This window comes from Pseudomonas sp. RP-B7, from assembly GCF_059803535.1.
In genome coordinates this window covers 38,827-52,717 of the sequence record NZ_JAPFHC010000012.1, presented here as the reverse complement: position 1 = coordinate 52,717, position 13,891 = coordinate 38,827, and the positions used below count along the sequence as shown (strand labels likewise).

The 13,891-nt window shown below is 62.8% G+C and carries 9 protein-coding genes; 4 read left to right on the top strand and 5 right to left on the bottom strand.

Annotated elements, in window-relative coordinates; translation table 11 throughout:
• Positions 1 to 89: 89 nt before the first annotated feature.
• The gene (locus tag OPU96_RS13315) at positions 90 to 2,009 is read right to left on the bottom strand and encodes an ATP-binding cassette domain-containing protein (RefSeq protein ID WP_305392263.1); all 1,920 of its coding nucleotides are present in this window, start codon (positions 2,007 to 2,009) and stop codon (positions 90 to 92) included.
• Positions 2,010 to 2,223: 214 nt separating this feature from the next.
• Here OPU96_RS13315 and OPU96_RS13310 point away from each other — a divergent pair, with 214 nt between their 5' ends.
• The gene (locus tag OPU96_RS13310; RefSeq protein ID WP_226455312.1) at positions 2,224 to 4,152 is read left to right on the top strand and encodes a transglycosylase SLT domain-containing protein; all 1,929 of its coding nucleotides are present in this window, start codon (positions 2,224 to 2,226) and stop codon (positions 4,150 to 4,152) included.
• 146 nt (positions 4,153 to 4,298) lie between these two features.
• Here the strand turns inward: OPU96_RS13310 and OPU96_RS13305 are convergent, their stop codons facing one another.
• The gene (locus OPU96_RS13305) at positions 4,299 to 6,065 is read right to left on the bottom strand and encodes an ABC transporter transmembrane domain-containing protein (protein ID WP_192298618.1); all 1,767 of its coding nucleotides are present in this window, start codon (positions 6,063 to 6,065) and stop codon (positions 4,299 to 4,301) included.
• 246 nt (positions 6,066 to 6,311) lie between these two features.
• Between OPU96_RS13305 and OPU96_RS13300 the strand changes: the two genes are divergently transcribed.
• The gene (locus OPU96_RS13300; RefSeq protein ID WP_192298617.1) at positions 6,312 to 6,485 is read left to right on the top strand and encodes a PA1571 family protein; all 174 of its coding nucleotides are present in this window, start codon (positions 6,312 to 6,314) and stop codon (positions 6,483 to 6,485) included.
• A gap of 61 nt (positions 6,486 to 6,546) precedes the next feature.
• Here the strand turns inward: OPU96_RS13300 and pdxB are convergent, their stop codons facing one another.
• Positions 6,547 to 7,689: a 4-phosphoerythronate dehydrogenase PdxB gene (pdxB, locus tag OPU96_RS13295; RefSeq protein ID WP_226455310.1), complete on the bottom strand. Its 1,143-nt coding sequence runs from the start codon at positions 7,687 to 7,689 to the stop codon at positions 6,547 to 6,549.
• A 280-nt stretch (positions 7,690 to 7,969) separates the two neighbouring features.
• On the opposite strand from pdxB, the gene OPU96_RS13290 reads away from it, so the two are divergent.
• On the top strand, positions 7,970 to 9,364 hold the full coding sequence (locus OPU96_RS13290; RefSeq protein ID WP_226455309.1) for an MATE family efflux transporter: 1,395 nt from the start codon (positions 7,970 to 7,972) through the stop codon (positions 9,362 to 9,364).
• Here the strand turns inward: OPU96_RS13290 and tusA are convergent.
• Positions 9,361 to 9,606 (bottom strand): sulfurtransferase TusA, encoded by a 246-nt coding sequence (gene tusA, locus OPU96_RS13285; RefSeq protein WP_192298614.1) that lies wholly within the window; start codon positions 9,604 to 9,606, stop codon positions 9,361 to 9,363. The two genes, OPU96_RS13290 and tusA, sit on opposite strands and share 4 nt — an antisense overlap.
• A 161-nt stretch (positions 9,607 to 9,767) precedes the next feature.
• Complete coding sequence (gene rlmM / locus OPU96_RS13280) at positions 9,768 to 10,844, bottom strand: 23S rRNA (cytidine(2498)-2'-O)-methyltransferase RlmM (RefSeq protein WP_498559186.1); 1,077 nt, start codon at positions 10,842 to 10,844, stop codon at positions 9,768 to 9,770.
• Positions 10,845 to 11,040: 196 nt separating this feature from the next.
• Here rlmM and acnA point away from each other — a divergent pair, with 196 nt between their 5' ends.
• Entirely contained in the window at positions 11,041 to 13,782 is a 2,742-nt protein-coding gene (gene acnA, locus OPU96_RS13275) for an aconitate hydratase AcnA (protein ID WP_226455307.1), read from the top strand.
• The last annotated feature ends 109 nt before the right edge of the window (positions 13,783 to 13,891 follow it).

Here is a 13,891-nt window from a genome sequence, read left to right as displayed (position 1 = left end):
GCCAGCTCCCACACGTTTGATAGCATTTCATACAAAAAGCCCGGCGTTCATGCGAATGAAAGCCGGGCTTTTTAATGCGCAGGAATCAATCAGGCATCCAACTCAGCCCAACGCTCAACCAACGCTTCCAGTTCCTGGTTCAATTTTTCCAGGGATGCGATGACCTTGGCAGTCTCAGCCGCCGGACGCAGGTAGAACCCCGCGTCAGCCATTTCCGCTTCTACCGCCGCAATCTGCTGTTCCTTGGCGTCGATGTCACCCGGCAGGGCTTCCAGTTCGCGCTGCAGCTTGTAGCTCAGCTTCTTCTTGGCAGCCGGTGCTGCTTCCTGGACCGGTGCAGCGGCGACCACAGGCGTCACCACCGCCGACGTCAGGTCGGCCTTGCCGGACTTGCTCTCGGTCACGCCCAGCAGGCGCGGCGAGCCGCCCTGACGCAGCCAGTCCTGGTAACCACCGACGTACTCGCGCACCTTGCCTTCACCTTCGAAGACCAGGGTGCTGGTGACCACGTTGTCGAGGAATGCCCGGTCGTGGCTGACCATCAGCACGGTGCCGTTGAAGGTCAGCAACACCTCTTCCAGCAGCTCGAGGGTTTCCACGTCGAGGTCGTTGGTCGGTTCGTCGAGGACCAGCAGGTTCGCCGGCTTGCTGAACAGCTTGGCCAGCAGCAGGCGCGCACGCTCACCACCAGACAAGGCTTTCACCGGCGTGCGTGCACGCTGCGGGCTGAACAGGAAGTCGCCCAGGTAGCTGAGCACGTGACGGCTCTGGCCGTCGATGTCGATAAAGTCACGGCCTTCGGCGACGTTGTCGATCACGGTTTTTTCCAGGTCCAACTGGTGGCGCAACTGGTCGAAGTAAGCCACGTCGATGCGCGTGCCCTCCTCAACCTTGCCGCTGGTCGGTTGCAGGCCGCTGAGCATCAGCTTGAGCAAGGTAGTCTTGCCAGTACCGTTGGCGCCCAACAGGCCGATACGGTCACCGCGCTGCAGGACCATGGAGAAGTCCTTGATCAGGAACGGGCCGTCCGGGTGATGGAAGCTGACGTTTTCCAGCACCATCACCTGCTTGCCGGATTTCTCGGCGGTATCCAGCTGGATATTCGCCTTGCCGGTACGCTCGCGACGCTCGCTGCGCTCGACGCGCAGGGCTTTCAAGGCGCGCACGCGGCCCTCGTTACGGGTGCGACGGGCCTTGATGCCCTGGCGGATCCAGACTTCTTCCTGGGCCAGCTTTTTGTCGAACAGCGCGTTGGCGGTCTCTTCAGCCGCCAGGGTGGCTTCCTTGTGCACCAGGAAGCTGGCGTAGTCGCCGTTCCAATCGATCAGGCCGCCACGGTCCAGTTCAAGGATGCGCGTGGCCAGGTTTTGCAGGAAGGAACGGTCGTGCGTGATAAACAGCACGGCGCCCTGGAAATCCTTGAGGGCTTCTTCCAGCCAGGCGATGGCGCCAATGTCCAGGTGGTTGGTTGGCTCATCGAGCAGCAGCAGGTCCGGTTCGGATACCAGGGCCTGGGCCAGCAGCACACGACGACGCCAGCCGCCGGACAGCTCGGCGAGGGTCTTGTCGGGCGGCAGCTGCAGGCGGCTCAGAGTGCTGTCGACCAGTTGCTGCAAACGCCAGCCGTCACGGGCCTCGAGGTCTTGCTGGACATGCATCAGCTTGTTCAGGTCGTCTTCGGTGACGCAGTTCTGTGCCAGGTGGTGGTATTCGGCGAGCAGTGCGCCGACGCCGTCGAGGCCTTCGGCAACCACGTCGAACACTGTCCGTCCGTCGGCCACCGGCAATTCTTGCGGCAATTCGCCGATCTTGAGGCCTGGGGAGCGCCACACGGAGCCGTCATCGGGCTTCTGGTCGCCTTTTACCAGCTTCATCATGCTGGACTTGCCGGTGCCGTTGCGGCCGATGATGCACACCCGCTCACCACGGGCGATCTGCCAGGACACCTTGTCCAACAACGGCATAGCGCCGAAAGCAAGGGACACATCGCTGAATTTGAGCAGGGTCATACGCTTCTCCAAAAACTGGGCGCGCATTCTACCTGAGTTAGGGGTGGGATGCGGCTGGCATTTTCGCTATCGACACGTTCTGTAGGACATTTCCGGCGAACCTGAACGAACCGGCCAGCAAAGCTTTCGTAGGTGTCGGGCAAAAGGCTAAGCTAGGGGCAATCTAGTGTCGGCCTTACCGGCGCTCTTCGTGATTTCTCTGCACGGACGTCTCATGCGCAGTCGCCTTTTCAACTTTTTATCTTGTCTGCTTCTTTCCGCCACTGCCGCCCAATCCGCCCAGGCCGTGGACCTCACCACCCAACGTCAATATTACGATGAGGCCAAGCGTGCCCTGGCCAAGGGCGATTCCGGCCCGTACATGCAATACAGCCAGGCGCTGGCCGACTACCCGCTGACGCCGTACCTGGCCTACGACGAGCTGACCGCGCGCCTGAAAACCGCGAGCAACGAGGAAATCGAACAATTTCTCGGCAAAAACGGTGACCTGCCCCAAGCTAACTGGATGAAGTTGCGCTGGCTGCGCTGGCTGGCCGAGCGCGGCGACTGGCAGACCTTTGAAAAGTACTACGAGCCCAAGCTCAACTTCGTCGAACTGGACTGCCTGCACGCCCAGTACCAACTCACCCACAATCTGAAGGCAGAAGGCTACAAGACCACCGAAAAGCTCTGGCTGACCGGCAAGTCCCAGCCAGCCGCCTGTGATGCCACCTTCGCCCAATGGGCCGCAGACGGCCAACTCACCGAACAGAAGATCTGGGACCGTGCCAAACTCGCCGCCGAAGCGCGCAACTACGCGCTGGCCAACAGCCTGGTGAAAACCCTGCCAACCCTCGGCGCCCAAGGCCGCCTGATGGTGGACGTTGCGCAAAAGCCCGAGATGCTGAGCGACCCGTCGCGCTTCCGGCCGGTCAACGAGGCCATGTCTGACGCCGTGGGCCTGGGCCTGCGTCGCCTGGCACGCCAGGACCCGGACAAGGCCATGGCCCTGCTCGACGGCTATGCCAGCAGCATGCACTTCTCCCGTGACGAAAAAGTGTCGATCGCCCGTGAAATCGGCCTGACCCTGGCACGTCGCTACGACCCGCGCGCCCTTGACGTGATGACCCAGTACGACCCGGAGCTGCGCGACAACACCGTGTCCGAATGGCGCCTGCGCCTGCTGCTGCGCCTGGCACGCTGGGAAGATGCCTACCAGCTCACCCGCAAGCTCCCACAAGACCTGGCGACCACCAACCGCTGGCGCTACTGGCAGGCCCGCGCCCTGGAACTGGCCGAACCCAAAAACCCGCAAGCCCTGGTGCTGTACAAAAACGTGGCCAAGGAACGTGATTTCTACGGTTTCCTCGCCGCCGACCGCTCCAAATCCCCCTACCAGTTGACCAACAAACCGCTGGTGATGAGCCAGGCGCTGACCAACAAGGTGCGCAACACCCCAGGCGTGCGCCGCGCCCTGGAGTTCTACGCCCGCGGCCAGATCGTCGATGGCCGTCGTGAGTGGTATCACGTCAGCCGCCACTTCAACCGCGACGAAATGGTCGCCCAGGCCAAGCTGGCCTACGACATGAAGTGGTACTTCCCGGCGATCCGTACCATCAGCCAGGCGCAGTACTGGGACGACCTGGACATCCGCTTCCCGATGGCCCACCGCGACACCCTGGTGCGTGAAGCCAAGGTGCGCGGCCTGCATTCGAGCTGGGTGTTCGCCATCACCCGCCAGGAAAGCGCGTTCATGGACGACGCCCGCTCCGGCGTCGGCGCCAGTGGCCTGATGCAACTGATGCCCGGCACCGCCAAGGAAACCGCGCGCAAGTTCAGCATCCCTCTGGCCTCCCCGACCCAGGTGCTCGATCCGGACAAAAACATCCAGCTCGGCGCGGCCTACCTGAGCCAGGTGCACAGCCAGTTCAACGGCAACCGCGTGCTCGCATCGGCCGCCTACAACGCCGGCCCCGGTCGCGTACGTCAATGGCTGCGCGGCGCCGATCACCTGAGTTTCGACGTGTGGGTGGAAAGCATCCCGTTCGACGAAACCCGCCAGTACGTACAGAACGTGCTGTCTTATTCGGTGATCTACGGGCAGAAGCTCAATTCACCGCAGCCGCTGGTGGATTGGCACGAACGCTACTTTGACGACCAATAGTCCTGGTTGTAGTGAGCGGGCTTGCCCCGCGCTGGGTGGCGAAGCCGCCCTAAACCCAGGCACCACGGTGTATCAGTAAGACCGCGGGGCCTGGATTTGGGGCGGCTTCGCCCCCCAGCGCGGGGCAAGCCCGCTCACTACGCCCGTCAGGGGCTGTCACTGAACTGCAACGCCGCCAACCGCGCATACAGCGCATTGCTCGCAATCAGTTGCTGATGCGTGCCCACCGCCACCAGCTTGCCTTGGTCCATCACCGCGATCCGATCCGCGTTCTTCACCGTTGCCAACCGATGGGCGATCACCAGCGTGGTACGGCCCTGCATGAGTTGCGGCAGGGCTTGCTGGATCAAGTGTTCACTCTGGGCATCCAGCGCACTGGTGGCTTCGTCCAGCAGCAGAATCGGTGCATCTACCAGCAAGGCGCGGGCGATGGCCAGGCGTTGGCGCTGGCCGCCGGAAAGGCCCATGCCGCCGTCCCCCAGGTGGGTCTGGTAGCCGTCGGGCATTTGCAGGATGAAATCGTGGGCGTGGGCGATGCGTGCGGCGGCTTCGACCTGTTCCCGGGTGGCGGTCGGGTTGCCATAGCGGATGTTTTCTTCGACGCTGCCGAAGAACAGCGCCGGGCTTTGGGACACCAGGGCGAAGTGGCGGCGCAGGTCCATGGGCTCAAGTTCGGTCAGCGGCTGGCCTTCGATCAGGATACGGCCGTGCTGCGGGTCATAAAAACGCAGCAGCAAATCGAAAATCGTCGATTTGCCTGCGCCGGACGGGCCCACCAGGGCCAGGGTTTCGCCAGGGTTAATCGTCAGATTCAAGCCGTCGATGGCGTAGCTGTCCGGCCGCGATGGGTAGGAAAAGCGCACGTCTTGCAACTCCATACGACCGCTGACGCGCTCCGGCAACTGGACCGTGCCAGTGGCAGGTGCCTGGATGTCATTGTTTGACTGCAACAATTCGCCGATGCGCTCGGCGGCACCGGCAGCACGCTGCAATTCGCCGAGCACTTCACTCAGGGTGCCGACAGCGCTGCCGACGATCAGGCTGTAGAACACAAACGCCGCCAGCTCCCCACCGGAAATGCGCCCGCCAATCACGTCCATACCCCCCACCCAGAGCATCACACCCACGGCGCCGAGCACCAGCATGATCACCAGGGTAATCAGCCATGCGCGCTGGACGATACGTTTGCGCGCCGTGGCGAAGGCCTCTTCCACGGTCATGGCGAAGCGCTGCTCGTCCTGCACCTGATGGTTGTAGGCCTGCACGGTCTTGATCTGCCCAAGGGTCTCGGACACATAGCTGCCCACGTCGGCGATCCGGTCCTGGCTCTGGCGCGACAAGCTGCGCACGCGGCGGCCGAAGATCAGGATCGGCGCAAGCACCAGCGGCAACGCAACCACCACAATACTGGTGAGCTTGGGATTGGTGACAAACAGCAGCACGATGCCACCGATGACCATCAACCCATTGCGCAGGAACAGCGACAGCGACGAACCGATCACCGATTGCAGCAACGTGGTGTCGGTGGTCAGGCGCGACTGGATTTCCGAGCTGCGGTTGTTCTCGTAGAACCCCGGGTGCAGGTAGATCAAGTGGTTGAACACCTGACGCCGGATGTCCGCCACCACCCGCTCGCCAATCCACGACACCAGGTAGAACCGCGCAAAGGTGCCCACGGCCAGGCCCAGTACCAGCAGCATGAACAGACCGATGGACTGGTTGAGCAGGTGCGGCGATTGGGTCATGAAGCCCTGGTCCACCAGCAGGCGGATGCCCTGCCCCATGGACAGGGTGATGCCTGCCGTGATGATCAGCGCCAACAAGGCACCCAGCGCCTGCCAGCGGTAGGGCGCGATAAAGCGGCTGGCCAGGCGGATCGCACGGCGTTGACGGATCGAGAACATGGAGGGCATCACCTGCGCAAGGAGGATAGGTATCTACACTGCAACATTGGGGGAACTTGGCTGAATAACAATGAGTCAGGTTAATTATGCCCGCCAGCATGGGCGCCTAGAGGCTATCGGTCTAATACCCGGCTGGAAATCCGCAGTGGTTTCTGGTGGACTGAGGGTTCGAACCGATGATCTTGCAGGGAGTTGTAACAGCGCGGTCACGCGGGGGAATTAGAGTAGGTACACAACCTGATGAGGAGACAGGCCATGACCTTGCACACCAGCAGCAATGCCAAGATTGAAGTGATCCGTCAGCCGCAGCAGTTGCCTTGCTCGTATATCGATGCAACGGGCCGCGAAGTGCAGATCACCGAAGAGATGATCCAGCAAGCGTGCAGCGAGCTGGAACAGCGACTGGTAACGCCTGCCAAGCAAGGCTGAAGCGCCCAAGCTCTTTCAAACCCGGCCCAGGTGGCCGGGTTTTTTTGTGGAGTGGGAGCGCCTACAGGGACTTGGCGCCCAACGCCGAGACGATACGGGTCAGCACCGCCGACTCACCGTTGATGCGCACGCTCAAACCATCGATCTCACGCCGCGCCGGATAATGCTTGCGCAACAGATCAAAGGCCGTGCGCTGTTCCTGCACCGTACCTACAAGGCTGCGGCGAAAATCCGCATCGTCGCGGCGCGGGTCGTACACGCTGCGGCACAAGGTCGCCAGCGCCCAGGCCGGGTCGGTTTCTGCATTCAGGTGCACCTCGGCCAGCCACAACGGCGGCAGCAGGTCGCTCAGTTGAATGCTCGGCGCCTGCCCCAGATAAGCACAGAACGCCTGATAGATCTGCGCCGTACCGCGCTGGCGGCCTTCCAGGCTATAGCCGGCGATATGCGGCGTGGCCAGCACGCACAGGTCGGCCAGGTCGATGTCGACCTCGGGCTCGCCTTCCCACACGTCCAACACTGCTTGCAGGTCTTCGCGCGCCAGTAACACTTCGCGCAGGGCCGCATTGTCCACCACCGGCCCACGGCTGGCGTTGATCAGCCAAGTGCCGGGCTTGAGCTGGTTGAGGCGCTGACGATCAAACAGGTGCCAGGTGGAACCGTTGCCAGACTTGGTCAGCGGCGTGTGCAGGCTGATCACATCGCACTGCTCGATGATCTGCTCCAGGCTGACGTAATCCCCGCCTTCGGCGCCCTGCCGTGGCGGATCGCACACCAGCACGTTCCAGCCCAGGCCCTTGAGCACCTTGACCAGCCGCCCGCCGACTTCCCCGGCGCCGACGATGCCGTAGGTGCGCTGATTGAGGTCGGCACCTTCGATCTCGGCCAGGGTCTGCAAGCTGCCCAGCACGTAATCCACCACGCCCCGCGCATTGCAGCCGGGGGCGCTGGACCACTGGATGCCGGCCTGCTGGAAGTAGTCGAGGTCCAGGTGATCGGTGCCGATGGTGCACGTGCCGACAAACCGCACCGACGAGCCTTCCAGCAGCGCGCGATTGACGTTGGTCACCGAACGCACCAGCAGCACATCGGCCTGCTCCACGGTGGCGCGGTCAATGGAACGGCCGGGCACCCGGCGGATCTCGCCAAAGCCTTCGAAGAAGGCATCGAGCAGCGGAATATTTTCGTCGGCAACAATCAACATGGCAGGCTCCTTTCGCGGACCCGCAGTGTACACAGTTCCCATGCAGGGGAGCTTGTGTGGGAGCGGGCTTGCTCGCGAATGCAGTGGGTCAGTAACAAATCAGTCGCCTGACACGCCGCCTTCGCGAGCAAGCCCGCTCCCACACAAACCAGCTCCCACAGGGGATTTGTGGTGCTTGGAACGGTGCTTACAAATCGCTAACACAGGTTTTTTCCTGACCATTGCGTCAGGGCGTAGAATCCGCCGTCCTTGCGTCTCCCTTATTCCTGGACACCCGTACGTGAACACTGCCACCGCTCCCCTCACCCGCCCCGCCCGCATCAGCCGGGAAGTGCGCGACCTACTGACGCTCGCCCTGCCGATCATGATCGGCCAACTGGCAACCACCGCGATGAGTTTCGTCGACGCCGTGATGGCCGGGCGCGTCAGCCCGCAGGACCTGGCGGCAGTGGGCCTGGGCAATTCGATCTGGATCCCGGTGTATCTGCTGATGACCGGCACGCTGCTGGCGACCACGCCAAAAGTCGCCCAGCGCTACGGTGCGGGCACGTTCAGCGAAATCGGGCCGTTGGTGCGCCAGTCGCTGTGGCTGGCGCTGGTGGTCGGGAGCATCGCCTCGCTGTTGCTGCTCAGCGCAGAACCGATCCTGCACTGGATGAACGTCGAGCCGGATCTGATCGTACCGTCCATGGGCTACCTGCACGGCATCGCCGCCGGCATGCCGGCGATCGCGCTGTATTACGTGTTGCGCTGCTTCAGTGATGGCCTGGGCCGTACGCGGCCAAGCATGGTCATGGGCCTGTGCGGCCTGGCGCTGAACATTCCGCTGAACTACATCTTCATCTACGGCCACCTCGGCGTGCCAGCCATGGGCGGCGTGGGCTGCGGCTGGGCCACGGCCATCGCGATGTGGGTGATGATGCTCGGCCTGGCCGGCTGGACGTTTTTCGGCCCGGCGTACCAGAGCAGCGAACTGTTCAAGCGGTTCGACTGGCCGCAGTGGGCGGTGATCAAGCGCGTACTGGGTATCGGCCTGCCCATCGGCGTGGCGATCTTTGCCGAATCGAGCATCTTCGCGGTGATCGCCCTGTTGATCGGCAGCCTCGGTGCCACGGTGGTGTCCGGTCACCAGATCGCACTGAACGTCAGCTCGCTGGTGTTCATGATCCCCTACTCCCTGAGCATGGCCGTCACCGTGCGCGTCGGCCAGGCACTGGGGCGGGGCCAGCCGCGGGAAGCGCGCTTCGCCGCCGGGGTCGGCATGGGCACCGCCCTCGCCTACGCATGCTTGTCATGCAGCCTGATGCTGGTGTTTCGCGAGCAGATTGCCGCGATCTATACGCCGGACCCGATCGTGATCCACCTGGCCTCGACGCTGATCGTGTTTTCCGCGCTGTTCCAGTTCTCCGACTCGCTGCAAGTCACCGCCGCCGGTGCACTACGCGGTTATCAGGACACACGGGTGACCATGGTGCTGACCCTGTTCGCGTATTGGGGCGTGGGGCTACCGGTCGGCTACGCCCTGGGGCTCACCGACTGGCTCGGCGAACCGAGCGGCCCCAGCGGTTTGTGGCAGGGCCTGATCGTCGGCCTGAGTTGTGCGGCAGGGATGTTGCTGGTGCGCCTGGCGCGCAGTGCACGTCGACGCATTCGCGCGGCAAAAGCCCTGGGTTAAGCGGACTTCTTGCGAATCCAGTACAGGTACGTACCGGCCTGCTCCTGCTGATCCACCAGTTCGTGGTCAAGGAACACGCAGAACTTGGGAATATCGCGACGGGTCGACGGATCGGTCGCGATCACCTTGAGCAAGCCGCCGGGCGGCAGGTCGCGGATGTGCTGGTGCAGCATCATCACCGGCTCGGGACAGTTGAGGCCGGTGGCGTCGAGCACAGCGTCTACAGGCAAATCGAGGTTCATACATCACTCCTGAAACGGGCGCCGCTCCAACTGTGGGAGCGGGCTTGTGTGGGAGCGGGCTTGCTCGCGAATGCGGTGTGCCAGTCACTGATGATTTGACTGAACCACCGCTTTCGCGAGCAAGCCCGCTCCCACAGGGGTTTTGAGGTCACTTCAAGTATTCAGCGGTTCTTGGGTTTCTTGGCGGTTTCCAGGCGGCGCAGGTGGCAGGTCACTTCCTCGCGGTCGTGGTACAGCTGCTTGCAGCCGATCTCCACCCGAATCCCACGCGCCTTGAAGCCGTCCTCGATACGCTCGAGCAAACGCTTCACTTCAGCATAACGCTGCTTCATCGGCAGCTTCAGGTTCACCACCGCTTCACGGCAATGCCCTTCGCCGATCCAGGTTTCCAGCAACGCGGCATTGCGCGCGGGCTTCTCGACGATGTCACACACCATCCAGTCCACCGGCTGCTTGGGCACGAAGGTAAAACCGTCGGCCATCAAGTGTTGCACCAGGCCGGTGTCCATCAGGCTTTCGGCCATGGGGCCGTTGTCGATGGCGGTCACCAGCATGCCGCGGTTGACCAGTTGCCAGGTCCAGCCGCCGGGGGCGGCACCGAGGTCGACGCCGGTCATGTCGCCGTGCAGGCGCTCGTCCCACTGGTCGCGAGGGATAAAGTGGTGCCAGGCCTCTTCCAGCTTGAGCGTCGAACGGCTCGGCGCCTCACGCGGGAATTTGAGGCGCGGAATGCCCATCGGCCACATCGCCGAGTTGTTCGACTCGGCCAGGCCCATGAACACTTCGCGGCCGCTCTTGAAGGTCAGCAGCAGGCGCGGCTTGCTCGGGTCGTCCACCAGCTTGCCGGCGTTGAGCAGGGCTTTGCGCAAGTGCACTTCGAATTTCTTGCAGAAGTTCGACAGTTCCTTGCCGTCGTTGGTGTCGACCATCTCCAGCCACAGGCTGCCACATACCGGGAACTCGCGCAGGTGGGCAAGGATCACGCTGATACGGTCGGTTTCCGGCAGGTCGATGAATACCCCGCGCGCCCACTGCCTTGGGAAGATCAACTCGGCAAAACGCTGGCCGTGCATCAGGCGCTGGGCGCCGTCTTCTTCGGTGCAGACAAATTCGGCGCAGGCGCTGCCGGTCTTGGCCTTGGCGTAGCCGGAAACGTTCAGGCGCGCGGCGTGTTCCGCGATCTCGGAACAGACTTCACCTTCAAACCCCGGGCGGCAGTGCATAAAAAGGGTGTTCATCAACTCTCCTGGTGACTCGACCGACGTTGCGCTATCGCAATGTCTGTCATGAAAACGCGCGCATGATAGCTGAGTTCGGAACCTTGGACTTAACCATAGAGTCCAGTTATTAGCCTGCTAATGAAAACAGCGCTAGCTTTATAGCTCTGTCTGTCCCGTCAGGTCCGTAGCCGTGCGGATCATAAGGAGTCGCGTCATGTCATCGCTTGATAGCCTGAAAACCCTTAAAACCCTGCAAATCGACAGCAAGACCTACCACTACTTCAGCCTGCCCGAGGCGGCCAAAAGCCTGGGCGACCTGGACCGGTTGCCGATGTCGCTCAAAGTGCTGCTGGAAAACCTGCTGCGCTGGGAAGACGACAAAACCGTCACCGGCGCCGACCTCAAGGCCATTGCCGCCTGGCTCAAGGAGCGCCAGTCCGACCGCGAGATCCAGTACCGCCCCGCCCGCGTACTGATGCAGGACTTTACCGGCGTCCCCGCCGTCGTCGACCTGGCCGCCATGCGCGCCGCCGTGGCCAAGGCCGGGGGCGACCCGCAGCGCATCAACCCGCTGTCGCCGGTGGACCTGGTGATCGACCACTCGGTGATGGTCGATAAATTCGGCAACGCCGACGCCTTTGAACAAAACGTCGATATCGAAATGCAGCGCAACGGCGAACGCTACGCCTTCCTGCGCTGGGGCCAGAGCGCCTTCGACAACTTCAGCGTGGTGCCGCCCGGCACCGGCATCTGCCATCAGGTCAACCTCGAATACCTGGGCCGCACCGTGTGGACCAAGGACGAGGACGGCCGCACCTACGCCTTCCCCGACACCCTGGTCGGCACCGACTCCCACACCACCATGATCAACGGCCTCGGCGTACTCGGCTGGGGCGTCGGCGGCATCGAAGCGGAAGCGGCGATGCTCGGCCAGCCGGTGTCGATGCTGATCCCGGAAGTCATCGGTTTCAAACTCACCGGCAAGCTCAAGGAAGGCATCACCGCCACCGACCTGGTGCTGACCGTGACCCAGATGCTGCGCAAGAAAGGCGTGGTGGGTAAATTCGTCGAGTTCTACGGCGACGGCTTGGCCGACCTGCCTCTGGCCGACCGCGCCACCATTGCCAACATGGCTCCGGAATATGGCGCCACCTGCGGTTTTTTCCCGGTGGATGAGGTGACGCTGGACTACCTGCGTCTGTCGGGCCGTCCGTCAGAAACCGTCAAACTGGTCGAGGCCTACACCAAGGCCCAGGGCCTGTGGCGCAATGCCGGCCAGGAACCGGTGTTCACCGACAGCCTGGCCCTGGACATGGGCAGCGTCGAAGCCAGCCTGGCCGGGCCAAAACGTCCGCAGGACCGTGTTTCGCTGCCGAATGTCGGCCAGGCGTTCAGCGACTTCCTCGACCTGCAGTTCAAACCGGCCAGCAAAGAGGTCGGCCGCCTGGAAAGCGAAGGCGGCGGCGGTGTCGCCGTGGGCAATGCCGACTTGGTGGGTGAAGCCGATTACGACTTCGAAGGTCAGACCTATCGCCTGAAAAACGGCGCCGTGGTGATCGCCGCGATCACCTCCTGCACCAACACCTCCAACCCCAGCGTGATGATGGCCGCCGGGCTGCTGGCGAAAAAGGCCGTGGAAAAGGGCCTGACGCGCAAGCCCTGGGTCAAAAGCTCCCTGGCACCGGGCTCCAAGGTAGTCACCGACTACTACAACGCCGCCGGGCTCACCCACTACCTCGACAAACTTGGCTTCGACCTGGTGGGCTATGGCTGTACCACCTGCATCGGCAACTCCGGCCCGTTGCCGGAGCCGATTGAAAAAGCCATCCAGAAAGCCGACCTCGCCGTGGCTTCGGTGCTGTCCGGCAACCGCAACTTCGAAGGCCGCGTGCACCCACTGGTGAAAACCAACTGGCTGGCCTCGCCGCCCCTGGTGGTCGCCTATGCGTTGGCCGGCACCGTGCGCATCGACATCAGCAGCGAGCCGCTGGGCAACGATCAGCAGGGCAAGCCGGTGTACCTCAAGGACATCTGGCCGAGCAGCCAGGAGATCGCCGACGCGGTGGCCCAAGTCAGCACCGGCATGTTCCACAAGGAATACGCCGAAGTGTTTGCCGGTGACGAGCAGTGGCAGGCGATTGAAGTACCGCAGGCCGCGACCTACGTGTGGCAGGAGGATTCCACCTACATCCAGCACCCGCCTTTCTTCGACGATATTTCCGGACCGCTGCCGGTGATCGAAGACGTCAAGGGCGCCAACGTCCTGGCCCTGCTCGGCGACTCGGTGACCACCGACCACATCTCCCCTGCTGGCAACATCAAAGCCGACAGCCCCGCCGGCCGCTACCTGCGCGAGCAAGGCGTGGAGCCGCGCGACTTCAACTCCTACGGCTCACGCCGGGGCAACCATGAAGTGATGATGCGCGGCACCTTTGCCAACATCCGCATCCGCAATGAAATGCTCGGCGGCGAGGAAGGCGGTAATACGCTGTACATCCCGACTGGCGAGAAAATGGCGATCTACGATGCGTCGATGAAATACCAGGCCTCGGGGACGCCGCTGGTGGTGATCGCCGGCCAGGAATACGGCACGGGCTCGAGCCGCGACTGGGCAGCCAAGGGGACCAACCTGCTGGGGGTGAAGGCGGTGATCGCCGAGAGTTTCGAACGGATCCACCGTTCCAACCTGGTGGGCATGGGCGTGTTGCCGTTGCAGTTCAAGCTGGATCAGAACCGCAAGACGCTCAAGCTCAGCGGCAAGGAGCAGATCGATATTCTGGGGCTGACGGGCGTGGAGATCGTGCCGCGGATGAACCTGACAGTGGTGATCACGCGGGAGGATGGCAGCAGCGAGAAGGTCGAGGTGCTGTGCCGGATTGATACGCTGAACGAAGTTGAATACTTCAAGGCGGGGGGGATCTTGCACTACGTCCTGCGGCAGCTGATCGCGTCCTGAGCAACACTGCAAAACCAAATGTGGGAGCGGGCTTGCTCGCGAATGCGGTATGTCAGTCACAGATGTTTCGACTGATCCACCGCATTCGCGGGCAAGCCCGCTCCCACAT